21 protein-coding genes are annotated in these 22,913 nt (G+C 48.6%); 20 read left to right on the top strand and 1 reads right to left on the bottom strand.

The window, feature by feature from the left end:
- Position 1 precedes the first annotated feature (1 nt).
- From ACTTK6_RS06325 to ACTTK6_RS06255, 15 genes are all read left to right on the top strand, one after another.
- On the top strand, positions 2 to 1,192 hold the full coding sequence (locus tag ACTTK6_RS06325) for a Gfo/Idh/MocA family protein (RefSeq protein WP_462832982.1): 1,191 nt from the start codon (positions 2 to 4) through the stop codon (positions 1,190 to 1,192).
- 26 nt (positions 1,193 to 1,218) lie between these two features.
- Entirely contained in the window at positions 1,219 to 2,250 is a 1,032-nt protein-coding gene (locus ACTTK6_RS06320) for an aldose epimerase family protein (RefSeq protein WP_462832981.1), read from the top strand.
- A 188-nt stretch (positions 2,251 to 2,438) separates the two neighbouring features.
- Positions 2,439 to 3,479, top strand: a complete 1,041-nt coding sequence (locus ACTTK6_RS06315; protein WP_079475327.1) for a TRAP transporter substrate-binding protein — start codon at positions 2,439 to 2,441, stop codon at positions 3,477 to 3,479.
- A 23-nt stretch (positions 3,480 to 3,502) separates the two neighbouring features.
- Positions 3,503 to 4,009: a TRAP transporter small permease gene (locus tag ACTTK6_RS06310; RefSeq protein WP_079475328.1), complete on the top strand. Its 507-nt coding sequence runs from the start codon at positions 3,503 to 3,505 to the stop codon at positions 4,007 to 4,009.
- Positions 4,000 to 5,307: a TRAP transporter large permease gene (locus tag ACTTK6_RS06305; protein WP_079475329.1), complete on the top strand. Its 1,308-nt coding sequence runs from the start codon at positions 4,000 to 4,002 to the stop codon at positions 5,305 to 5,307. The genes ACTTK6_RS06310 and ACTTK6_RS06305 overlap by 10 nt, the downstream gene beginning before the upstream one ends.
- Before the next feature lie 213 nt (positions 5,308 to 5,520).
- Positions 5,521 to 6,177, top strand: coding sequence for a YesL family protein (locus tag ACTTK6_RS06300; protein ID WP_462832979.1), 657 nt, complete (start codon positions 5,521 to 5,523; stop codon positions 6,175 to 6,177).
- Positions 6,161 to 7,498, top strand: coding sequence for an ABC transporter substrate-binding protein (locus tag ACTTK6_RS06295; protein ID WP_462832977.1), 1,338 nt, complete (start codon positions 6,161 to 6,163; stop codon positions 7,496 to 7,498). Before ACTTK6_RS06300 ends, ACTTK6_RS06295 begins: the two co-directional genes overlap by 17 nt.
- Before the next feature lie 18 nt (positions 7,499 to 7,516).
- Positions 7,517 to 8,467: a carbohydrate ABC transporter permease gene (locus ACTTK6_RS06290; RefSeq protein ID WP_079475332.1), complete on the top strand. Its 951-nt coding sequence runs from the start codon at positions 7,517 to 7,519 to the stop codon at positions 8,465 to 8,467.
- A complete protein-coding gene (locus tag ACTTK6_RS06285) occupies positions 8,464 to 9,288 on the top strand; it encodes a carbohydrate ABC transporter permease (protein WP_179124058.1) in 825 nt (274 codons plus the stop codon). The genes ACTTK6_RS06290 and ACTTK6_RS06285 overlap by 4 nt, the downstream gene beginning before the upstream one ends.
- Before the next feature lie 18 nt (positions 9,289 to 9,306).
- Positions 9,307 to 11,343 (top strand): beta-galactosidase, encoded by a 2,037-nt coding sequence (locus ACTTK6_RS06280; RefSeq protein ID WP_079475333.1) that lies wholly within the window; start codon positions 9,307 to 9,309, stop codon positions 11,341 to 11,343.
- Positions 11,344 to 11,473: 130 nt separating this feature from the next.
- On the top strand, positions 11,474 to 13,561 hold the full coding sequence (locus ACTTK6_RS06275; protein WP_079475334.1) for a bifunctional aldolase/short-chain dehydrogenase: 2,088 nt from the start codon (positions 11,474 to 11,476) through the stop codon (positions 13,559 to 13,561).
- Positions 13,562 to 13,685: 124 nt separating this feature from the next.
- A complete protein-coding gene (gene rhaI, locus ACTTK6_RS06270) occupies positions 13,686 to 14,906 on the top strand; it encodes an L-rhamnose isomerase (RefSeq protein ID WP_079475335.1) in 1,221 nt (406 codons plus the stop codon).
- Positions 14,903 to 16,393 (top strand): rhamnulokinase, encoded by a 1,491-nt coding sequence (locus ACTTK6_RS06265; RefSeq protein WP_462832976.1) that lies wholly within the window; start codon positions 14,903 to 14,905, stop codon positions 16,391 to 16,393. The genes rhaI and ACTTK6_RS06265 overlap by 4 nt, the downstream gene beginning before the upstream one ends.
- Before the next feature lie 103 nt (positions 16,394 to 16,496).
- Positions 16,497 to 17,246: a sugar phosphate isomerase/epimerase family protein gene (locus ACTTK6_RS06260; RefSeq protein ID WP_079475337.1), complete on the top strand. Its 750-nt coding sequence runs from the start codon at positions 16,497 to 16,499 to the stop codon at positions 17,244 to 17,246.
- Positions 17,247 to 17,291: 45 nt separating this feature from the next.
- Complete coding sequence (locus ACTTK6_RS06255; RefSeq protein ID WP_079475338.1) at positions 17,292 to 17,864, top strand: thioredoxin family protein; 573 nt, start codon at positions 17,292 to 17,294, stop codon at positions 17,862 to 17,864.
- A gap of 27 nt (positions 17,865 to 17,891) precedes the next feature.
- On the opposite strand, the gene ACTTK6_RS06250 is transcribed toward ACTTK6_RS06255, so the two are convergent.
- Positions 17,892 to 18,353 (bottom strand): OsmC family protein, encoded by a 462-nt coding sequence (locus ACTTK6_RS06250; protein ID WP_462832975.1) that lies wholly within the window; start codon positions 18,351 to 18,353, stop codon positions 17,892 to 17,894.
- Between the two features lie 140 nt (positions 18,354 to 18,493).
- On the opposite strand from ACTTK6_RS06250, the gene ACTTK6_RS06245 reads away from it, so the two are divergent.
- The 5 genes from ACTTK6_RS06245 to ACTTK6_RS06225 all read left to right on the top strand — a co-directional run bounded on the left by ACTTK6_RS06245 (position 18,494) and on the right by ACTTK6_RS06225 (position 22,830).
- Entirely contained in the window at positions 18,494 to 19,267 is a 774-nt protein-coding gene (locus ACTTK6_RS06245) for an NAD-dependent epimerase/dehydratase family protein (RefSeq protein WP_094908203.1), read from the top strand.
- Positions 19,268 to 19,272: 5 nt separating this feature from the next.
- Positions 19,273 to 19,791: a GNAT family N-acetyltransferase gene (locus ACTTK6_RS06240; RefSeq protein ID WP_079475341.1), complete on the top strand. Its 519-nt coding sequence runs from the start codon at positions 19,273 to 19,275 to the stop codon at positions 19,789 to 19,791.
- Positions 19,792 to 19,877: 86 nt separating this feature from the next.
- A complete protein-coding gene (locus ACTTK6_RS06235) occupies positions 19,878 to 21,101 on the top strand; it encodes a dicarboxylate/amino acid:cation symporter (RefSeq protein WP_462832974.1) in 1,224 nt (407 codons plus the stop codon).
- 53 nt (positions 21,102 to 21,154) lie between these two features.
- Entirely contained in the window at positions 21,155 to 22,246 is a 1,092-nt protein-coding gene (locus tag ACTTK6_RS06230) for an NAD(P)-dependent alcohol dehydrogenase (RefSeq protein ID WP_079475343.1), read from the top strand.
- A gap of 59 nt (positions 22,247 to 22,305) precedes the next feature.
- Complete coding sequence (locus ACTTK6_RS06225; protein ID WP_079475344.1) at positions 22,306 to 22,830, top strand: 5' nucleotidase, NT5C type; 525 nt, start codon at positions 22,306 to 22,308, stop codon at positions 22,828 to 22,830.
- Positions 22,831 to 22,913 lie beyond the last annotated feature (83 nt).

The raw sequence follows: 22,913 nt of genomic DNA, 5'->3' as shown, positions 1-22,913 counted from the left end.
AATGGAACAGTCATGCCGGATAGTTTTGGCAGGAACAGCAGGCTACGGAGAACTATATTTGCAGACATTAAAAGAACAAAATCGTCTTTCCTGGCTTGAGGGCGTAATCGACATTTTCCCGGAAAAAAGCTCTTTTTACCAGGATATTCAGGCAGCAGGCGTTCCGGTATACGAATCGATGGAGGCTTTTTATGCTGAAAGGGAAGCGGAGCTGGCAGTTATTGCTACTCCTATCCATCTGCACGCCGGGCAGGCGGTAACAGCGATGAAAGCGGGAAGCAACGTGCTCTGCGAAAAACCAGCGTCAGCATCGTGGGAGGAAGCGGAAGAAATGCGCCGGGTTCGCGATGAAACCGGAAAATTTTTAGCGATAGGCTTTAACTGGTCGTTTAGTAACGCCGTGCTCGAGTTCAAGGAGGATATCCAGGCAGGAAGATTCGGCCGGCCGCTTCACGGCAGTGCCCTGGTGCTCTGGCCCCGGAACGATGCTTATTATGCCCGCTCCAGCTGGGCAGGTAAAAAGCTTGGCGCAGGCGGCGCACCGATTTTTGACAGCGTAGCAAATAACGCGACGGCTCACTTTATGCATAATTTGTTTTACGTGCTCGGGGACACGAAAAACGAAAGCGCAAAAATAGACACTCTGGAAATGGAAGTGTACCGTGCCAATCCGATTGAAACATTTGATACGTGTGCACTACGGGCAATAACCGACAGAGGAGTGGATCTGGCATTTTTTGCTTCACATGCGGTTGAAAAAGAAGTAAATCCTTCTTTTTATATGGAATTTGAAGAGGCAGTGGTTTCCTACGAATGGGGGAAGCCGATGAAAGCAGTGTGGCACAACGGGACCGAAAAAAGCTATAATGATCCTGAGAGCGAACATATGCATAAACTCAACGTGTGTATCGATGCGGTGCTCGGGCATTCCCAGGATATCCGCTGCGGTATCGAAGCGTCTTACTCCCATTTATTAACCATCGAAAGCGTGCATCAGATGTTTCCAGAAAGCTATGTGTTTGGGGAAGAAGAAAAGCAGGTGGACGCTTCCCTTGGCTTAACATACATTCCCGGGCTCGCAGAGGTGCTTGAAACCTGTTACGCTGAGCGGAAGCTTCCCGGGGAAACGACAGCCTCCTGGGCACGGGGGACGAAAAGGACGAGTATTGACGACAGCCGCTATCCGTATTGATCACAAGTAGTGTGAGGAGGAGAAGCATGCTTCAGGAAGAAAAACTAAAGCACGAAAAGATGCAAAAATGGATAATTCAAAAAGGAGAAAGCCCGCGGGTGGAACTGTTAAACTTCGGGGCAAGAATACAGCGGATATGGGCAAAGGACCGTAACGGCATCGAAGAAAATATTCTGCTTAGCTACGCAGGGCCGGAGCAGTACGAGCGCGACAGCATTTTTCTCGGTGCAGTCGTCGGCCCGGTAGCCGGCCGTATTCCCCGGGGACGCCTGACAGCAGCCGGTACAGAGTATTCCTTGACTGCAAATGAAGGCAGGCATCATTTGCACGGGGGAAGCGGCGGTTTTAGCAATGTGTACTGGGAAGCAGCTGCCGGCGAAAATGACCAGCAGGCCTGGGTGCGGTATTCTACTCATAGAAAGAACGGTACTGACGGCTATCCTGGAGAAGTGGAGGCGTCTGTCACGTACATAGTGGAAGCCGGGGGTGATTTCAAGGTTGAATACAGAGGGCAGTCAGACACCGATACCTGGTTCAGTCCGACCCAGCATATGTACATAAACCTGAGCGGAAACAACCAACGCCCAATCACTGAACAGTATGCCAAAGTCCAGGCGGAGCAAGTTCTGGAGCTCGATAGGGAGCTGATTCCGACAGGAAAGCTGATCCCAACAGCAGGAACGCCTTTTGAACTAAACGGAAGCAAGCCGCTCGGCAGCCATATCGACAGTTCGCATGAGCAGGTGCTTGAGGTGGCAGGCGGCATTGACCACTTCTTTATTCTCAAAGAATCTGAAGGGCCACAGGCAAGGGTGTGGGACGAGGCTTCCGGACGAAGCCTTGATATCATCACGAGCGCCCCCGGTGCGGTCGTGTACACATCGAACAACATTCCTGAGCAGGATTTCGAAGCAGGACCTAAAGAAAAGCACCGTGGTATCTGCATCGAAACCCAGCAGCTGCCGGTCGATTTTTCCCATTTAGGAAAGACGACAGCATATTTAAATGCAGAAACATATTTCCAAAGTTCTACTACTTTTCGTTTGAACACCCAATAATCAAGAAAAAAACAACTCTCCTGGAGTTGTTTTTTACTGAATTTAAGCATAGTATTTTTGGTTTATTCTGAAATTGAGAGTGAATTTCTTAATTTAATAAGACTTACGATTTGAAAGCGCTTAAAATAGTAACAAAGCAGTAGAGATCAGATGTTTCATTGCTGAAAAAATAGAAAGGGGTTTCTTATATGAAAAAGTGGAAATGGGCCCGGGCCGGAACGGTAGCAGTAACTTCTTCGGTACTGTTAACACTTGCCGGCTGTGGTGGAAACGAAAGTTCTTCACCGGAAACAACAGAAGCAAGCGCAGAGGAAACGCAGACACTTACCCTCGCACACATTCACAATGATGCGAGTCCTGTATATCAAAGTCTTGAAGACTTCGCTGATAAAGTCGAAGAAAAAACCGATGGAAGCGTTCAGGTTGATATTTACGCTGAAGGGGTGCTTGGTGGGGAAACAAAAGTAATGGAGCTTGTGCAGAACGGGGTTATTGATTTCGCCAAAGTGAACGGCGGGGTCGTGGAAAGCTTTGATCAGCAGTTCTCTGTCTTCAGCCTGCCGTATATATTTTCGAGCAACGAACAATTCCGTTCATTTATGGAAACGGATACAATTGATAATATGTATAACGATTTATCAGAGGCTCAGCTCCGCGGAATTACTTATTACGATGCCGGGGCACGGAGCTTCTATACACGAAATACAAAAATAGAAAGCCCGGAAGATCTCCAGGGAATGAAAATCCGGACAATGACCAACGTAACTTCGATTGAGACAATGGAAATGCTCGGTGCCTCGCCAACACCGCTTTCAGCAACTGAAGTTTACACCTCTCTGCAACAGGGAGTCATTGACGGGGCGGAAAGCAGCCCAATTGCCTTAACAGACGCCAATCATGGTGAAGTGGCAAAGCAGTTTTCCTTTGACGAGCATACGCGTATACCGGACTTTCTTATTATGAGTGACAACACGTGGCAGGAGTTAAGTGAAGAAGAGCAAGCTGCAGTTCAGGAAGCTGGGGCAGAGACAACAGAAACGCACAACGAACGCTGGGACGAAATGATTGAAGAAAGTATGCAGCAGGCAGAAGAGGAAATGGGCGTAGAATTCTCTTATCCTGATCAGGAACCATTCCGGGAAAAAGTAGAGCCTCTTATCGAAGAACGACGGTCGGAAAACCCGGATGTTGATAAGGTAATCAGCGAAATTGAAGCAATGGAAGAATAAGTGGACAGGTGAGGGGTGAGAACATGCAGGCAGTAAAAAAGAGTATCGATATGGTGCTTTTAGTTATTACGAGCGCCCTGGTTATATTTTTGACTGTAGCAGCGATATGGCAGGTATTTACGAGGTTTGTGCTTGGAGATCCGAGTATTATTACAGAAGAAGTACTCCGTTTTTCATTGATATGGATTGCCTTTTTAGGCGGCGCCTATGCGTTTGGCCAGGACGAGCATCTGGCCATTGCCTTTTTAAGGGACAAACTTACTGGAAAAGCCCACCTCGGGCTCCGGTGGTTGATTGACCTGATCGTCATCGGTTTTGCATTATTTGTTCTTGTGATTGGCGGCTATACGATCGCAAGCGCAACGATGGCTGAACTCTCGCCTATTTTAAGAATTCCAATGGGATTGATTTACGGCATACTTCCGGTCAGCGGTGTTATCGTTATTTTCTATCAGATTTATAATATGATGCACCGCCGGGAAGTGGAAACGCCCCGTGTTGAAGAAAAGGGGGATCATAAATGGATGTAGCAGTTTGGACAGGCATAATATTATTTGGGTTGTTTTTCTTATTCTTATTTATCGGCGTGCCGATCGCGGTAAGTATCGCGGCAGCGACATTTGCCGCTGCGCTGCTGGTTTTATCAGTTGACGCTTCGCTTCTGGCAGTATCACAGCAGCTGCTTACAGGCGTGGACAGCACTGTGCTTCTGGCACTCGTTTTCTTTATGCTTGCGGGAAGCATTATGAATAATGGGGGAATTGCTCTCCGGCTGATTAACCTGGCAAAGCTGATCGGCGGACGAATGTCCGGAGCGCTTGCTCATACAAATATTATCGGTAACACAATGTTTGGGGCCATTTCGGGCTCGGCAATTGCCGCTGCGGCTTCGATGGGAAGAATCATGCATCCCCAACAGGAAAAAGAAGGCTACTCTTCTTCTTATTCCGCCGCGGTTAATATTGCTTCGGCACCGACTGGGTTGATTATCCCGCCAAGCGGTATGCCAATTATTTACTCCCTGTTAACAGGAGGCACATCTATCGGTGCTTTATTTATCGCCGGGTATCTGCCGGGACTTCTGATGGTCGGACTGCTGATAATTGTGGCTTATATTCTTGCCAAACGGGCGAAGTATCCTGTCGCTGATAAAACCGGAGGCGGCGAAGCGGTGAAAATCGTCTGGCAGGCTATTCCGAGTTTGTTTTTAATTGTAGTCGTCATCGGCGGTATTGCCGGGGGAATATTTACAGCCACAGAAGGTGCTGCAGTAGCAGTATTCTATGCGCTTTTGCTTTGCTTAATTTACCGTAGTCTTTCACTTTCTGATTTTCCAAAGATTTTAAAGGAAACTGTCTCCTATTCGGGCATTATTCTGCTGTTGATTGGGGCGTCGACGGCGATGAGCTGGGTGCTTGCCTATGCGGAGATTCCGCAGTCAATCACTAATGCGATGCTGTCCGTGACCAATAACACTATTATTTTATTACTTATAATGCTTTTGATTCTGTTAGTCGTCGGCACGTTTATGGATGTCGCGCCGGCCCTGCTGATTTTCACGCCTATCATGTTCCCGGTGGCTACAGAAATGGGGATCCATCCGGTACATTTTGGGATGATTATGGCCATGGCGCTTGCCATCGGGGTCACGACGCCTCCAATCGGGACTGTGCTGTTTATCGGCAGCAGTGTCAGCAAAGTATCAATTGAAAAGATTATACCAAAGCTGATGATGTTTTATGTGCCGCTTGTCGCAGCACTGGTATTAGTGGCATTTATTCCGGAAATCAGCTTGTTTCTGCCAAGGCTGTTTGGCCTGGTGGAATAACAGCGTGTAAAGCAGTTCTGCGTAAAGCAGAGCTGCTTTTTTACGCTCAATAGAAACGCCGTAAACAAAATGAGAATGAGATGGATTCTTTGTTCCAAATGTAGTAAGAGAGTTCTGCTTTTGATAAGACGTTGAAAGGAAAACAGCCTAAGATAAAATGAAAACGTTAACATTTTACTTAAATTTTTACTTCAATTAAAAGGAGGCAAAAAGATGAAAGTGCTCCGATTGATGGAGTGGGTAGTGAGGGCGGCCAGGTTAAACCTTTATTGGCTGGCAGGCACGGTGGCGGGAGGGGTCATATTTGGATGGGCGCCGGCCACCGCAGCCGTTTCAGAAATATGGAAAAAGGAGCTGGCCCAGGAGTGTACTTCGCTGCGTATGTACTTTAAATTTTATAAACAATTTTTCTGGAAAATGAACCTGAGGGCCACTGGCATATTAGTTTTTATGACAGCAGCAGGTATGCAGCCGTTAATGCTGCAAAGCCTTGGAGACGGTTTCCAGACTCTGATTATTGGCCTGGCGGGAACAGCGGCATTTGTAATGACAGTCATGCTCATATACTTATTGATATTCAGCGAAGCTCTTCCGCGTCCGCTCTCGCGTGAACTTGGACAGGCGTTCCTGCTTAGTATTGGCAGACTTCCTTTGTCAATCGGGTTTATTGCTGGAGGCGGGGTTTGGCTGTACTTAGTATGGCTCGTACCAGGACTTACATTGTTTTTCGGGGCGAGTGTACCAATCTTCTACTTTGTCTGGCTGGCCCATTGGTATCAGCGCCTGCACCAGGGGGTGCAGGATAATATAAAAATAAATAAAACAGTCCAAAACAGAAAGGACGGGGGCATATATGAAAAGAATCCTTAAAGCTTCAGCTGCGCTTCTGCTTGGCAGTTCATTAATTCTTTCCGCATGCGGCGGAAATACAGCTTCCACAGACCAAGTACAAAAGCCGGAAGACCCGGAGAGTGTTTCAGGTTCAATCACCGTATGGGCCTGGGCACTTGAAGCAGATTTTTTGGAAACAATGGTGCCTGTTTTTAATGAGAAATACCCGAATATAGAGGTAAACATTAATAAACAAGGCCCGGATCAGGTATATCAAAGGCTGATTACAGGCCTTGCAGCTGGGGAGGGCGGGCAGCTTCCGGACCTGGTACAGGTAGAGGACCAAAGGCTTCCGTCATTTCAAAATGATTTTCCAAATACATTTGTGAACCTTTCGGAATCGGGCTTTGAAGAACATATGGGCTCCTTTACTCCGACCAAGGAAGAATCCATCAAAGATGAAGACGGTAATGTAATTGCTTTTCCAAGGGACGTTGGCCCGGTGGGCGTATTTTACCGAAAAGATATCTTTGAAGAAGCAGGTGTAGAGGCAGAGTCCATTGAAACCTGGAGCGATTACGTAGAAGCTGGGGAGACTATTAAAGATGAAACCGGAGCCGATATGCTCGGCCTGACCTTGAACGAGTCTGTTCCGTTAAACCGCTTTATGATTCATCAACAGGATGCCTTTTATTTTAACAGTGACGGGGAGCTGACTGTTGGATCGGAAGAAACCAGACGGGCTGCAGATTTGATGAAGGAATTTGAAGATAAAGATATTATGTCGAATGTTACGAACTGGGATGGCCGGGTGGCTGGCCTGAAAAATGGTGAAGTGGCTACGCTTCCGAATGCGGTCTGGTGGTACGGAACAATGGTGGACCAGATGCCGGAGCTGTCAGGGTCATGGGGAATGTTCCCACTTCCAAAGTTTGAAGAGCAGGGCGTCCGTGCAGCAAACAGCGGTGGTTCAAGCTATGCAATCCCTCAAGTTTCCGACCAGAAAGAAGCAGCTTATTTATTTGGTGAGTTTGTTTCAACAAACCTGGAGGCCCAACTGGAGGGATTGGAAAGCCAGGGGCTGTTTCCGTCGCTGACTGAAGCATATGATGCCCCTATTTTTCAGGAAGGCCAGGAATACTTCGATGGCCAGTCAGTTTATGCCGACTTTGCTGATATTGCTACACAAATACCGGAAGTAACGTATACGAGTGACTATGCTAGAGCCGACAACACTTTTAACGAAGAGATTGTTTCCATGTATTTGTACGATGAAGACCCCGAAAACGTTGTAGACAGAATTGAACAACGGCTGAAGGCAGGTACAGGAAGAGATGTGGCAGAGACAGAGAAAGAATAAACAAAGGGGGCGGTAAATATGAGTTATCCATCCGAAGAAACGAACTGGGAGACAGAAACGGAGGAAAAAGGGTCTTCACCGGACCCTGGAGGGAGACCGGTGAAAAGAACATGGTTTACAGTAAAAACAGCTCCATACGTGCTTTTACTCCCAGCTGTGCTTTTGTTTTTAATTTTTACGGCTTATCCGATTATTGCTTCATTCTGGCTGAGCTTTCAAACAACGGAGGCCGGGGAGCGCGTATTTGTCGGCCTGAACAACTATGTACGTTTATTTCAGGACCCAATTTTCTACCAGGCTTTAGGAAACACGCTGTTGTTACTTGTGCTGCAGGTGCCGATTATGATTTTTTTGGCAGTTATTTTAGCGGTGTTGATGAATTCAGCGTTTTTGAAAATGAAAGGGTTTTTCCGGGTGGCTTTCTTCACGCCGGCAGTTACTTCCCTGGTAGCAGCATCTGTAATTTTTCTGCTGCTGTTGAATCCGGATTATGGGCTTATCAACTACTTGCTGACGACGGTAGGACTTGAACCCGTAGGATGGCTGAACAATCCGTTTTGGGCTAAGGTATCGTTAGTACTCGTGATGCTGTGGCGGTGGACCGGCTACAACATGATCATTCTCCTCGCCGGACTGCAGAATATTTCCAACGATTTATACGAAGCGGCACGTATCGATGGCGCAGGAAAGGTACGACAGTTTTTTTCCATTACTATACCGCAGCTTCGTCCGGTGATTTTATTTGCAGCCATCATTTCTACAATTGGTACGCTGCAGCTGTTTGACGAGCCGTACACCCTGACAGGCGGAGGGCCGGTGAATGCGACAACTACTATTACCATGTACTTGTATGAAAACGGGTTTGAGTATTTTGACTTTGAATACGCTTCTGCGATTGCCTACGTAGTCGTAGTTATCATAGCAATTCTTTCATTCCTGCAGTTCAGATTGGGCGGTGAACGAAAATGACAGAAGTGAAACTGCAAAAAATAGCTTTCTATATTGTACTCACGTTCGGGGTCATCTTAACCGTAGGGCCGTTTTATTGGATGATTGTCGGCGCCACTAACCCGTCGGGAGAGACACTGAGTATTCCCCCTAACTTCATTCCGGGTGGACACTTGATTGAAAATATTCAAAGCTTATTAAGCCAGATTGACATATGGCAGGCATTGTTTAATTCAGCATTTATTACGATCGTTTACACAGTACTTGGCGGAGTTATCAGTGCGGCTGCCGGATTTGCTTTCGCAAAATATCAATTCAAGGGAAAAGAGCTCATTTTCGGCATTTTTCTTCTGTCGATGATGGTGCCTTACCAGGCTCTCGTCATTCCGCAGTTTGAACTGTTTGCTTCATTTAGCCTGCTCGATACGTACGCGGCGATTATACTGCCCCAGCTGGCCTATCCATTTGCGATTTTCCTTATGCGGCAGAACATGCAGTCGATACCGGATTCTCTGATTGAAGCATCAAGAGTAGATGGGGCGGGCGAGTTGTATATTTTCTTCCGGATCGCTCTTCCGACCATGATACCGGCCATTGCAGCAGTGTCCATCTTTTTATTCACGCACCAGTGGAACAACTTTTTATGGCCGTTGATTGCTTTGATTTCTGAAGACATGTACACACTGCCGGTGGCTCTCGCTACAATTGCCGGCCAGCGTTCGATTGACTACGGGGTGTTAATGACGGGAGCCGCTATTTCGATTCTGCCTATATTTATTATTTTCTTATTTTTACAAAGATACTTTATTTCCGGAATTATTGGTGGTTCCGTAAAAGAATAACCGAACGGGGGAATTAAGATGATTCATGAAAGTTTACCGAAAATTTGGTACGGCGGGGATTACAATCCGGAACAGTGGCCGGATGAGACGATAGAGGAAGATATTCGGATGTTTCAGCTGGCGGGCATTGATGTGGTGACCTTAAACGTCTTTTCCTGGGAAAAAATTCAGGTCGATGATCACAGCTATGAAGCAGAGTGGCTGGATCGTTTGATTGACCGTTTATATGAAGCCGGCATTTATACGTGCTTGGCAACAGGGACCGGGGCGCACCCGGCGTGGATGGCCAAAAAGTACCCGGAAGTACTGCGGGTGGACTTTTACGGACGGAAACGAAAATTCGGCGGCCGCCATAATTCTTGTCCGAGCAGTCCGGTCTACCGGGAATACGCGGGGCGTATGGCTGCCTTTCTGGCGGATCGGTACCAGGGCCACCCGGCAGTGCTTGCCTGGCATGTGTCTAATGAATACGGGGGGCGATGCTACTGCAGCCTTTGTGAACAGGCCTTTCGTGAATGGCTGCAGCAAAAATACGGCACGTTGAATGCCCTCAACCATGCATGGAACACTGCATTCTGGGGCCATACGTTTTATGAGTGGGACGAAATCGTGGTCCCGAATGCGCTGAGCGAAGAGCGGGAAGGAGGAGAAACGGACAATCAGGGGATTTCGCTGGATTACCGACGGTTCATGAGTGATCAGCTGCTGGCCTGCTACTATAAGGAATACGAAGCGATTAAAACCTATACACCGAATCTTCCGGTCACCACTAATTTCATGGGGACATACGAAGGGATTGATTATTTTCAGTGGGCGCCTTACCTGGATGTGGTGTCCTGGGATAACTATCCCGGGATGGAAACACCTCCGAGCGAAACCGCCATGACCCATGACCTGATGCGGGGCTTGAAGCAGGGGCAGCCGTTTATGCTGATGGAGCAGACCCCGAGCCAGCAAAACTGGCAGCCGTATAATTCTTTAAAACGTCCGGGCGTAATGCGGATGTGGAGCTACCAGGCCGTGGCCCACGGGGCAGATACAGTACAGTTCTTTCAGCTGCGGCGTTCGCCTGGAGCGACTGAAAAGTTTCACGGCGCTATTATTGAGCACGCCGGCCATGAACATACACGTGTCTTTCGGGAGTCAGCTGCGCTCGGAGAGGAGCTTCAAAAGCTCGGGGACGTGTTGACAGACAGCACGAGCCGCGCCCGTGCTGCAATTCTTTATGACTGGGAAACCCGGTGGGCGGCTGAACTTTCCAGTGGGCCGTCGGTGGAGATTGATTATGTGCGGGAAGTTCATGCCTATTACCGGGCCTTCTTTGACCAGCATATTCCGGTGGATATAGTGCACCCGGAGCAGGACTGGAGCGGCTACGACATTGTCATTGCCCCAATGATGTATATGGTTAAAGAAGCATGGGCCAAACGGGTGGAAAGCTTCACGGCTCAGGGAGGCGCCTTTGTGACCACGTATTTCAGCGGCGTCGCGGACGAATCGGATCGGGTGCACCTGGGAGGCTACCCGGGTCCGCTTCGAAAGGTGCTCGGGATATGGGTGGAAGAAATCGACGCACTGCCGCCAGCTTATACGAACACAGCGGCTGTTACGCTCCCTGTCGGCCAGCTGAAAGGGGCGTATGAATGCCGGTATTTGTTTGATCTGCTTCATTCTGAAGGGGCGGAAGTGGTAGCGGTCTACGAAAATGATTTTTACGCCGGCATGCCTGTGATAACGAAAAACCAATTCGGTAAAGGCGAGGCCTGGTACATCGCTTCCCATATGGAATCCCAGGCTCTGCATGATTTAATTGCAACAATCACAGAGGGAAAAAATATTTCCCCTTTGGTCCCGTGGGCTTCTGAGGGTGTGGAAGCAGCCGAAAGAGTTAAAAACGGAGAGCAGTACTTATTTTTGCTGAATCACTCTAGGGTGCCGGCGCAGGCGGAACTGAACGGAAGATATACGGATCTGCTAACAGATGAATTGCTTGCTTTCCATTGTAATTTAGAAAAAAATGACGCTCGTATTCTCCGCAAAGAGCACAAAGAGTAAAGCCGAAGGCGGCAAGGAAAATAATAGTGAATTTCATTTGTTTTATTTTGTTTTATGTTTGTTTTTGCTGTTATTTATGATAGGATAGGTGTATGAAAACGCTTAAAGAAGATTAAATGGAGGGTGAATAATGATTACAAACGTTAAAAAGGTGAAAAACCTCTGGAATGAGAACGAAGCATCCAAGTTCAAAACCGGCGTAGAGCAGCTTCGCTATCGTTCCAACCTGCTGGGGCAGGACCGCTCCGTATGCAACTGGGGCGGTGGGAATACGTCATTAAAGACCACAGAAAAAGACTTCCGGGGCAGGGACATCGAAGTAATGTGGGTGAAAGGAAGCGGTTCGGACCTTGCGACTATGGAAGAAAAACACTTTACTGCTTTGAGCATGGAGGATATTCGTCCGTTAATGGAACGTGAAGAGATGCCGGATGAGGAAATGGTGGCATACCTGCGTCACTGCATGATCGACCCGGGTCATCCACGTTCGTCCATTGAAACACTTCTGCACGCTTTTCTGCCTTTTAAACATGTAGATCATACCCACCCGGATGCCATTATTAGTATCTGCTGCGCAGACAACGGTAAAGATATTGCCCGGGAAATATTCGGGGACCGTTTTGTCTGGGTACCGTACGTCCGCCCTGGATTCACTCTTTCGAAAATGATTGCTGAAGGTGTACAGGAGAATCCAAAAGCAGAAATGGTGTTGATGGAAAAACACGGCCTGGTTACATGGGGAGAAACATCGAAAGAAAGCTATGACCAGACCATTGAGGTAATTCAGGAAGCAGAAGACTATATTGTAAAAACACAGGAAAGCCAACAAACCGTTTTTGGAGGGGAAGATACAAAGGCGCTGCCGGAAGAAGAACGCAAGGAACTGCTTGCCGAAGTTATGCCGGTTATCCGGGGAGCGGTGAGTGATCATAAAAAAATGATTCTCTCTTATTCCGATGACGAAGCGGTGCTTGAATTTGTGAACAGTAAAGACGCACCTGAACTGTCCCAGGTGGGCGCTGCCTGCCCTGACCACCTTGTGCACACGAAAAGAACGCCTCTGTTTGTTGATTGGAAACCATCGGAAGGTAAAGACGCCCTGATTGAAAAAATAAAAACAGGGGTGGAGACATACAAGCAGGAATATACCCAGTACTTTGAACGAAACAAGAATGAAGGCGACACGATGTTTGAGCCGGCGCCCCGCGTTATTTTGATTCCAGGTGTAGGCATGGTCAATACCGGTAAGGACAAACGGATGGCCAACGTAAGTGGAGCGCTTTATCACCGTGCGATTGCTGTCATGAAAGGAAGCACGGCTCTTGGATCATTTGTTTCCCTGTCAGAGAACGAATCGTACAATGTGGAGTACTGGCCGCTCGAGCTGTATAAGCTTTCTCTTGCTCCGCCGGAAGCAGAATTCTCGAGACAGGTTGCATTTATTACCGGAGGAGCCGGCGGGATCGGTTCGGCGGCCTGCCGTGAATTGCTCGGGGACGGCGCTCATGTCGTAATTGCCGACTTAAACGCCGACGGAGCAAAAGAAAAAGCCGACGAATATACGCAAGCCTACGGAGAAGAACGGGCATATGACGTGGCAATGGATGTCACTTCTGAAGAAGCTGTCGCAGCTGCTTTCAAGGAAGCAGCGCTGCAGTACGGAGGCGTGGACATCATCGTGAATAACGCCGGCCTGGCTTCTTCAAGCCCGCTCGACGAAACGACGCTGAAGCAGTGGCAGCTGAACATGGACGTACTTGGTACCGGCTACTTCCTGGTGGCGCGTGAAGCATTCACGCAGATGAAAGCACAGGGAACGGGAGGAAACATGGTTTTTGTGGGATCTAAAAACTCGGTATATGCCGGAAAAAATGCAGCGGCCTACAGCTCGGCAAAGGCGCTTGAAACCCATCTTGCACGCTGCATCGCAGCAGAAGGCGGCGAGTACGGCATCCGTGTGAACTCTGTTCTGCCGGACGCCGTGCTGCAGGGATCGAAAATCTGGTCATCTTCGTGGAAGGAAGAACGGGCGGCAGCCTACGGAATTGACCCCGACGAGCTGGATGAGCACTACCGTAAGCGTACAACGCTTCTCGTTAATATTTATCCGGAGGATATTGCGGAAGCGATCGCTTTCTTCGCTTCAACGAAATCAGAAAAAACGACCGGATGCATGCTGACCGTAGACGGTGGTGTACCAGCGGCCTTTACACGCTAAGTAAATAAACAAGGAGCTGCCTGCCGGTAGGTACCGGCGGGCCTGCCCCTCCTGAACAAAGCAGAGAGCCAGCGGAACTGCCTTGGTGCGGACCGCGTTGGAAATAGAGATAGGAGGATGACACATGAGCGACCGTCATTATACATTATTCGAAGAACAGCAGCAGGCAAGGGGTATTGACCTTGAAGCGGTAAAAAAGAAATTGCAGAAGCTGCAGGTTGAAACACCTTCCTGGGGCTTTGGCGATTCCGGCACCCGTTTTAAAGTATTCCAGCAAGAAGGCATACCGCGGGATCCCTTTGAAAAGCTGGAGGATGCGGCCCAGGTGCACAAGCATACGGGTTCAAGTCCAGCAGTGGCGATTCACATCCCGTGGGATAAAGTTGATAATTACAACGATTTGAAAGCGCATGCGGAAAGTCTCGGAGTGAGTATAGGAGCAGTGAATCCGAACCTGTTTCAGGATGATGATTATAAATTTGGCAGCTTAACCAATACGGACCCGGCGATCCGCCGGAAGGCGCTTGACCACCTGCTTGAATGCATTGATATTGCGAGGAAAGTTGACTCCAATGTATTAAGCCTCTGGTTTGCCGATGGCACCAATTACCCGGGACAGGCAGACTTTCGAAAACGGAAAAACTGGATGTTTGAAGGGCTGAAAAGCATGTATGACGCGTTGGACGATTCGATGCGCATGCTGATTGAATACAAGTTTTTTGAACCAGGATTTTATCACACTGATTTTGCAGACTGGGGGATGGCTTTTAACGCAGCCAACAAGCTCGGCAGTCAAGCGGAAGTACTGGTAGATACCGGCCATCATCCACAGGCGACTAACATCGAGCATATTGTGGCGTATCTGCTTGATGAACAGAAGCTCGGCGGATTTCACTTTAACAGCCGCAAGTATGCAGACGATGACCTTATTGTCGGCGCCCACGATCCGTATGAAGTATTTTTGATTCTTCAGCAGATTGTACAGGCGGAGGAAGATCCGGATCCGGCAGTTCGCAAAAATGCCGAAAATATTGCTTATATGCTCGACCAGTGCCACAATCTGGAGCCGAAAATTCCAGCTATGATCCGCTCGATTGAAAACGTTCAGACAATGTACGCTAAAGCGTGCCTGGTGAATTTGGAAGAGCTTCGGACTGCTCAGGAAAAACAGGATGTTCTCGGAGCAGAGCGTGCAATCCGTTCCGCTTTTGAGGCGGACGTTACGCCGCTTCTTGAAGCTTTCCGGGAAGAAACGGGCGCTTCCGTGAAGCCGATGGACGCTTACTATTCCAGCGGCTATGGAGAGAAAATTCTTTCCCGCGGCAAAGGCGGTGCCAGCTGGTGAGTGTACTCGCGTTCGATTTAGGGGCAGGCAGCGGAAGAGCCGTGCTTGGCTGGATCGAAGCCGGGAGGCTCGAAACGATGGACGTGCACCGCTTTAAAAATGAACCAGTACGGGTGAACGGACGATTTCACTGGGATATCTACCGCATTTTTCATGAGTTGAAGGAAGGCATTCGTGCAGCTTACGAAGAGCGCCAGGACATTGAAAGCATCGCCATCGACAGCTGGGCAGTCGATTTCGGCTGTGTGGGCCAGGACGGGGAACTGCTGCGTCATCCGTACCATTACCGTGATGCTCACACAGATGGAGTAATGGAGCAGGTAACGGAGCGTATCGGCAAAAAATTTATTTTTGAACGCACAGGTATCCAGTTTCTGCCGTTTAACACAATCTATCAGCTAGAAGCTATGGTAAAAGCTGATTCCCCGGTTTTAAAGGAAACACGGACACTCTTAATGATTCCCGATCTGCTGCGCTATTTTTTAACGGGAGAAATGAAAAGCGAATTTACAAATGCAACTACCACTCAGCTGTTTAATCCGCGAACGATGGATTGGGACGGAGAACTGTTGAAGGCGATTGGAGTCCCACGGGAGTGGATGGCTGATGTCGTGATGCCGGGTACCCGGGTAGGAGAGCTGCGTCAGGATCTGCAGCAGGAGCTGCAGGTGCCGGCGGTTCCTGTCTACACCAGCGCCGAGCATGATACAGGAGCAGCAGTGGCCGGCGTCCCGGCAGCATCTTCTTCCTTTGCCTATTTGAGCTGTGGCACGTGGTCGCTGATGGGGACGGAAATTGAAGAACCCAATACCACTCCAGAAGCGTTTGAATGGAATTTCACGAACGAAGGCGGTGTAGAACGGACCTTCCGACTGCTGAAAAACATTATGGGGCTTTGGATTTTCGAGGAGTGCCGACGTGCCTGGCGCGGCGATAATGTCTCCCATGAAGCGCTGCTTGCGCAAATGGAAGAAGCGCCGGCTTTTCAGTCATATATTGATCCGGACGACCTCCAGTTCCTGCACCCGGTGGATATGCCTGCCCAAATTCAGCAGTATTGCCGGGAGAGCGGACAGAAGGTTCCTGAAACAAAAGGGGAGATTGTGCGGTGTATCATGGAAAGTCTGGCCATGAAATACCGGCACGTTCTCGAGCGTACGGAACAGCTTTCCGGCCAGTCTTTTTCCGGATTGTATATGGTCGGGGGCGGTATTAAAAATACGTACCTTTCCCAGTTTACGGCAAATGCCCTTGGGCGTAACGTATGGACAGGGCCGAAGGAAGCGAGTGCTCTTGGCAATATTACAGTACAGCTGACCGCTGCCGGGAAAATCAAAGACCGGCACGAAGCACGCAGGTATATTCGCGAAGCAGTAGAAGTAAGCGCCTTTTCTCCAGAAGAACATACCTCCTGGAACACGGAGTATGAGTCATTCTGTGAAAAGACAGGGCTTGGAAACGGTTTGTCCAAAGCTAAAAGAGCATAGTGAAACAAATGGCCTCCGGGTGCTCACCCCGGGGGTCATTTTTGTATAGAGCAGTAAAAACGTTTATACTATATGTAAACGTTTACCAAAAGGGGATGAAGCTATGAATATTGCGCTGCAGCTTTACACGCTTCGAAACGAGCTTGAAGAGGATTTTATTGGCACGCTCCAGCAGGTGAGGACCATGGGGTACAAAGCGGTGGAGCTGGCCGGCCAGAACGGCGGCTTCGGTACGGAGGAGCTCGCAGGGACTATGAAGAATATTGGCCTTCAGGCAGTATCGAGCCATGTGCCGTTGGAGGAGCTGCAGGATGACCTGGGCGGGGTAATAGAAAAGCATCTGGCACTTGGATGCCGCCACATTGTCTGCCCCTACCTCGATGAAGAGAGACGTTCGAGTCTGAAGGCCTATAAGCAGACGGCAAAGGAACTAAACAGGATTGGAAAAACGTGCCGGAAGGAAGGCATCACATTTTCGTATCATAACCATGATTTTGAACTGCTCCCGCTCGAAGGGCGACTGCCGTTTGAAGTGATGCTTGAGGAAATGAAACCGGAGCACGTGCAGGTGGAGCTTGATACATACTGGGTACAGAAGGCGGGGGAAGACCCTTTTGCCTGGATGGACCGGCTCAGGGACCGGCTTTCACTTGTGCATATTAAAGATATGACTGCAGACGGCGAGGAATTTTTTGCAGAACTCGGTGAAGGAAAAATGGATATTAAGGCGATTATGAAAAAAGCAGAGGAGTCCGGGGCTTCCTGGCAGATTGTGGAGCAGGATGCTTCGCGGCGGAAGCCGCTGGAAAGCGTCCGTATAAGCATGGATTACATTCAGAATACGTTTGTTTAAAGAAACGGCAGCTGAGGAAGAGAACTATCAAGGAGGACGATAATTATGCCATCCGCTTTTGATATTTCAGATAAAACAGGCCAGGGTCTGGCCGTAGACGATTTTGTTGAACGCATGCGCCCAACGTACCGGGAGAAAATGGAGCCGTGGCAGGCCGCTTTCTCCTGGAACCATCACCCGGAAGACAAGCTGCTCGCCCTGCAGTCGCGGGAGGATCTGCACTGCTCTATCCTCGCATCCGACTGGTGCGGGGATGTGCACCGAAATTTCCCGGTGATCGTGGAAGTAATGCGAAAAGCCGGTATTCCGGTGGAAGTGTTTATTCAGGAAGACCATCCCGATTTTATCGATCAATTCCGCACCCTTGGCGGCACTTCAGTGCCGAAAGTGATCGTTTCTGATGAACACGGAAAGGTTTATTTCAGCTGGGGACCAAGGCCTGCTTTTGTGCAGGAGCCAATGAAGCATTTTAAAAGCCTTGGGCTCACAGAAAATGATGAATCGTATGCAGATGAACGCTCGGCAGCATATGAAAATATTTTTTCCAGATACGGAGACGATGCAGACTATCAGCGGTTGGTCGTTTATGAACTGACTAATCTGCTGGAGCAGAGCTGACGGCTATCAAAAAAGCCCGCGCCTTTTTCAGGTGCGGGCTTTCTCTGTGCGGCGGAGTGTTGGCTCCAGGGTAAGAGCCACATTCCCCTGGATGGCCCGGGAAATCATGCAGGCCGTTTCCGCTTTTTCGATCAGCTTTTGTGCTTTTTCTATTTGCTTTTCAGATGCGTCCTTCTCCAGGGTGATTACCGGACGATGAATAATTTCTTTGTACGTAAACACGCCGTTTGTGACATCTACACGGCCTTCGCTTGTATGCTCCATGGAGGCAACGGGAAGCTCCGCCCGCTCAAGCATGGCACCGAGCGTAATAATATAGCACGTGGCTGCGGCACCGAGAAGCATTTCATCAGGATTTGTGCCAATGCCCGGGCCGTCCATTTCTTGCGGAATTGAAATATTTGTTTTCAGCTGTCCGGCATCAATAGAGCCGACGGCATTGCGGCCACCGGGCCATTCTGCCGTTAAATGAAAATGTTCAATAGCCATAAGGGATCCCTTCTTTATATAAAGTCTTTCCCTGAGGATAAAAAATAAAGGAACGAAAAGCAAAAAAAGTGCCTGCAGCACGTTTCAAATACAAGAAAAAGGTCTATGGAAGAGTATGCTATAAAACGGGAGGTTTACACATGCAGACAGTATTACTAACGGGAGCGGCGGGCACAATCGGCACCGTGCTCAGAAGCTATCTGTCGAAACGATTTAAACTCGTGCTGACAGACACGAAAGCTCCAGAGGGTTTAACAAATGAAGAAACATTCATGGAAGCAGATATTACAAGCAAAGCGGAGGTCCGCGAGCTGATGCACGGGGTGGATGCGGTTATTCATCTGGGAGGTATCCCGGTTGAGACGGACTTTGAATCAATTGAGCAGGTGAACATAACAGGTACGTTTCATATGATGGAGGCAGCAGCCGAGGCAGGCGTGGAACGATTGATTTTTGCAAGCAGTATCCATGCTGTCGGCTTTTATCCGGCGGACGAATGGGTGGACGAAGCCTCACCAGTGCGGCCTGACACGCTGTATGGAGTCAGTAAGGCATACGGGGAAGCGCTCGGACGTTATTATCACGATAAATTTGGGTTAAAAGGCATCGGGGTGCGCATTTGTAATTTTCAGGAGCGGCCGGCGTCCGGATACGATTTAGAAAACTGGTTCAGTCCCCGTGATGCAGAGCGCTTATTTGAAGCAGCGCTCACCTGTGCGGTGCCCGAGTACCTGATTGTTTACGGTATTTCAAACAACACCCGGGCAAAATTTAAAAACACCCGGGCAAAAGAGATTGGATACGAGCCACAGGATAATGCAGAAGATTACGCCGGTGAAGTGGAGGGAGGAGGCTCTCCGAAAAAAGGAGGAGAGTTTACGGCGAAAGACTTTGGAAAAGAAAACGGGCGGTGAAACGTATGCAGGAAGCGGAGCTGAAGATTTTAGGAGGCGAAGATGCTGAAGCTTACAAAGAGCTTAGGATGCAGGCTTTGGAGGAGAGCCCGGAGGCTTTTGCTTCAACCTTGGAGGAGGAAAGACAGAATTCAGGTCTGGTCCGAAAATATAAAGAAAGACTGGAGGGAAGCCAGTCTTTTACATGGGGCATCGAAGCCGGAAACGAGCTTGCGGGTGTCATCACCCTGCTCCCTATGCAGATGCAGAAGCTTCAGCACAAAGCGACAATTCTGGCTATGTATGTAAAGCCTGCATTCAGGGGATGCGGGTTTGGAGGCAGACTCGTAGAAGCTGCATTGAAGCAGGCAGATAAAAACGGGATCGAACAGGTGCAGTTAACCGTCGTGAGTGAAAACAAGCATGCGCTCCACCTGTACAAAGCCTGCGGCTTTTCTATTTTTTCGACAGAAAAAGAAGCGATGAAAACAGCGGACGGCTACAACGACGAGCACTGGATGGTTCGTTTCTTGAAAAATGTTTAAAGTTCCATAGTTTTCCACTTCAACTTTCCGTATAATAAATAATAATATTTATTATCTTAAAAGTTAAAAGGAAGGGAAGTGAAAGCATGGGATCCTGGAAAGCGTACCGGTTTCCAGTCATTATGCTTGCTGCTATCATTATTGGTAGCATAGCGGGTTTTATTTGGGGCGAGGATGCCATGGCGGTCCAGCCTCTCGGTGATTTATTTTTAAATATGATGTTTACTATTGTAGTGCCGCTTGTGTTTTTCTCTATTGCTTCAGCGGTAGCGGTTATGGATTCAGTAAAGCGGCTCGGCCATATTCTGGGTTCAATGATGATCGTTTTTATTGTAACCGGCATTATTTCTTCCTGCCTGATGCTGGCGGCTGTTATAGCCTTTCCGCCTGCAGAAAACGTAAGCGTAAACGAAGAGCAGCCCGCCCAGCAGGAAGAACAAGGCTCGTTTGCCGATCAGCTTGTAGAAACGTTTACCGTGTCTGATTTTATAGATATCTTCTCTACTGAGAATATGCTTGCTTTAATTGTTTTTGCAATGCTTGTCGGCGTAGCTACAGGCTTATCAGGAGAAGCGGGAAAGCCATTCGCCAGCTTTTTACAGAGCGGCTCGGAAGTATTCATGAAAATAGTGGCTCTGGTTCTTTATTATGCACCAATCGGGCTGGGCGCTTATTTTGCAGCTCTGGTAGGAGAATACGGCCCTCAATTGATCGGGGAATATGCTAAAGCAGTAGCAGTTTATTACCCGGTAGCTATTTTATATTTTGTTTTTGGTTTTTCTTTTTATGCCTGGATAGCTGGAGGGAAGCAGGGGTTCAGCCGCTTTTGGAAAAATATCTTTGCGCCGGCGGTAACTTCACTTGGTACAGCCAGCAGCGTGGCATCTCTGCCAGTGAATTTAAACGCAGCCAGAAATGCTGGTGTTCCTAAAGACATAAGGGAAACAATACTTCCTATTGGAGCGACCATTCATATGGACGGTTCCTGTCTCTCAGCCATATTAAAAATAGCTTTTGTCTTCGGGGTGTTCCAAATGGAATTTACCGGGTTAGATACATACTTAACTGCTATTGGAATCGCGTTGCTCAGCGGAATGGTGATGAGCGGGGTCCCCGGAGGAGGGTTTATTGGAGAAATCATGATTGTTACGCTTTACGGTCTGCCTATCGAAGCTTTGCCTATTATTACTGCTATTGGAATTGTTGTTGATCCTCCGGCGACAACTGTAAACGTGGCAGGAGACAATGTTTCGAGTATGCTTGTGGCGAGATTTCTGGAAGGAAGGAATTGGATGAACGTTCACTTCTAGTTCTCGGTTTTCCCTTTTATTTTATAGGGAAGAACGAAGCAGGAGGGATAACAATGAAAATCCAGGCGGCGGTAGTCAGTGAAAAAGCTGGCGCCATTCAGCATACAGAAGCAGAACTCGACGAACCGAAAACAGGAGAGGTGAGGGTGAAAGTTGCTGCAGCCGGTATTTGCCACACTGATCTCGGGGTGCAGCAGCAGGAAATTCCGACACCTCTTCCAATTGCGCTGGGCCACGAAGGAGCAGGCGTGGTGGAAAAGGTCGGTGACGGTGTCCAGGACGTCGAACCCGGCGATCATGTGGTTATCACATTTTCACACTGCGGCACCTGCCGCAACTGCCGGGAAGGGCATCCCGGAGCATGCGAAAATTTTAATGCCTTAAATTTCGGAGGTACCATGAACGACGGCACCCACCGTCTGCAAAGTGACGGCACGGAAGTCTCTTCTTTATTCGGACAAGGATCGCTTGCCACATACGCTGTCACCCCCGTTAATAATGTGGTAAAAGTCCGCAATGACGTAGATATTCGTATGCTCGGCCCTTTGGCCTGCGGAGTCCAGACCGGGGCAGGCACGGTTCTCAGCCGTTTGAACGTAGGCGTCGGTGATACGATAGTCATATTTGGCTGCGGAGGGGTCGGAATGAGCGCCGTTATGGCCGCACATCTTGCTGGCGCTCTGCAGGTCATCGCAGTAGACGTTAACGAAGAGCGTCTGGAAATGGCAAAAGAGCTCGGAGCGACCCATACCATCAATGGCAAAAACGAAGATGCCGTTGAAAAAGTAAAAGAGTGGACCGGCGGCGGGGCAGATTTTGCGATTGAATCCACGGGAGTGGCTGCCCTGGCAAAGCAGGCGATGGACGTGCTCCGCTATAAAGGGGAGTCGGCAGTCGTCGGCGCCGGTGCGGACACCGAATTTCACGTGCACCAGAATTTCATCGTGCCAAACGCTACCATGTCAGGTGTCGTAGAGGGAGATGTTGTACCGAAGCTCTTCATTCCAATGCTTGTGGAATACTATAAACAGGGCAAATTTCCTTTTGATAAATTAATTACGACGTATCCCTTTGAAGAACTGGAGCAGGCCCTCGAAGACATGAAAGCCGGCAAAACGATCAAGCCAGTAATTACATTTGAATAGCGGGTAGAAGCTGCGCAAATATGCGCGGCTTCTTCTTACTTTGAAAAAGGAGGTTTCACATGGAACGAATAGCGATTGATATGGATGAAGTGACGGTAAATACGCTTCCAACGCTGTTACATAGGTTTAACAGGGATTACGGGCATAAAGTGACTGCGGAAGATCTCAAAGGTATGAAGCTTGAAGCACTGCACCCGGAGCTTCATGACGAGATTAAAGCTTATTTCTATGAGCCGGCTTTTTTTCGGCATCTAAAGGTCATGGACGGAGCTCCTGAAGTGATTGAGCAGCTTGCCGGTGAATACGAAGTATTTATCACCACAGCTGCGATGGAATTTCCACCCTCGTTTGCTGCGAAATATGAATGGCTGAAGGAACATCTTTCCTTTCTGGGAGATATGAATTTTGTGTTCTGCGGAGATAAAAGTATTATTCATGCGGATTATTTAATCGATGATAATGCCAGACATTTCGAGCGCTTTTCCGGCAAAGGGATTTTGTACACCGCCCCGCACAATATTTACGATACAGTTTATACAAGAGTCGATCACTGGGACGACATTCGGCGTTATTTTTTAACGTAAACGCTTCTTTGTTCTGAAATTGAGAATCTTGGCGCTGACAGGAAGAATAGGGGAGAAAGGTTGTTGTACAATAAAAAAGAATG

The organism is Marinococcus salis (assembly GCF_054971365.1).
The sequence above is the reverse complement of the archived record's forward strand: the minus strand, read 5'-3'. Positions and strand labels throughout refer to the sequence as shown.

What these genes read in the sequence shown, in the direction of transcription:
- ACTTK6_RS06325 (WP_462832982.1), top strand. Translation starts at nt 2, where the DNA reads ATGGAACAGTCATGCCGGATAGTTTTGGCAGGAACAGCAGGCTACGGA.
- ACTTK6_RS06320 (WP_462832981.1), top strand. Translation starts at nt 1,219, where the DNA reads ATGCTTCAGGAAGAAAAACTAAAGCACGAAAAGATGCAAAAATGGATA.
- ACTTK6_RS06315 (WP_079475327.1), top strand. Translation starts at nt 2,439, where the DNA reads ATGAAAAAGTGGAAATGGGCCCGGGCCGGAACGGTAGCAGTAACTTCT.
- ACTTK6_RS06310 (WP_079475328.1), top strand. Translation starts at nt 3,503, where the DNA reads ATGCAGGCAGTAAAAAAGAGTATCGATATGGTGCTTTTAGTTATTACG.
- ACTTK6_RS06305 (WP_079475329.1), top strand. Translation starts at nt 4,000, where the DNA reads ATGGATGTAGCAGTTTGGACAGGCATAATATTATTTGGGTTGTTTTTC.
- ACTTK6_RS06300 (WP_462832979.1), top strand. Translation starts at nt 5,521, where the DNA reads ATGAAAGTGCTCCGATTGATGGAGTGGGTAGTGAGGGCGGCCAGGTTA.
- ACTTK6_RS06295 (WP_462832977.1), top strand. Translation starts at nt 6,161, where the DNA reads ATGAAAAGAATCCTTAAAGCTTCAGCTGCGCTTCTGCTTGGCAGTTCA.
- ACTTK6_RS06290 (WP_079475332.1), top strand. Translation starts at nt 7,517, where the DNA reads ATGAGTTATCCATCCGAAGAAACGAACTGGGAGACAGAAACGGAGGAA.
- ACTTK6_RS06285 (WP_179124058.1), top strand. Translation starts at nt 8,464, where the DNA reads ATGACAGAAGTGAAACTGCAAAAAATAGCTTTCTATATTGTACTCACG.
- ACTTK6_RS06280 (WP_079475333.1), top strand. Translation starts at nt 9,307, where the DNA reads ATGATTCATGAAAGTTTACCGAAAATTTGGTACGGCGGGGATTACAAT.
- ACTTK6_RS06275 (WP_079475334.1), top strand. Translation starts at nt 11,474, where the DNA reads ATGATTACAAACGTTAAAAAGGTGAAAAACCTCTGGAATGAGAACGAA.
- rhaI (WP_079475335.1), top strand. Translation starts at nt 13,686, where the DNA reads ATGAGCGACCGTCATTATACATTATTCGAAGAACAGCAGCAGGCAAGG.
- ACTTK6_RS06260 (WP_079475337.1), top strand. Translation starts at nt 16,497, where the DNA reads ATGAATATTGCGCTGCAGCTTTACACGCTTCGAAACGAGCTTGAAGAG.
- ACTTK6_RS06255 (WP_079475338.1), top strand. Translation starts at nt 17,292, where the DNA reads ATGCCATCCGCTTTTGATATTTCAGATAAAACAGGCCAGGGTCTGGCC.
- ACTTK6_RS06250 (WP_462832975.1), bottom strand. Translation starts at nt 18,353, where the DNA reads ATGGCTATTGAACATTTTCATTTAACGGCAGAATGGCCCGGTGGCCGC.
- ACTTK6_RS06245 (WP_094908203.1), top strand. Translation starts at nt 18,494, where the DNA reads ATGCAGACAGTATTACTAACGGGAGCGGCGGGCACAATCGGCACCGTG.
- ACTTK6_RS06240 (WP_079475341.1), top strand. Translation starts at nt 19,273, where the DNA reads ATGCAGGAAGCGGAGCTGAAGATTTTAGGAGGCGAAGATGCTGAAGCT.
- ACTTK6_RS06235 (WP_462832974.1), top strand. Translation starts at nt 19,878, where the DNA reads ATGGGATCCTGGAAAGCGTACCGGTTTCCAGTCATTATGCTTGCTGCT.
- ACTTK6_RS06230 (WP_079475343.1), top strand. Translation starts at nt 21,155, where the DNA reads ATGAAAATCCAGGCGGCGGTAGTCAGTGAAAAAGCTGGCGCCATTCAG.
- ACTTK6_RS06225 (WP_079475344.1), top strand. Translation starts at nt 22,306, where the DNA reads ATGGAACGAATAGCGATTGATATGGATGAAGTGACGGTAAATACGCTT.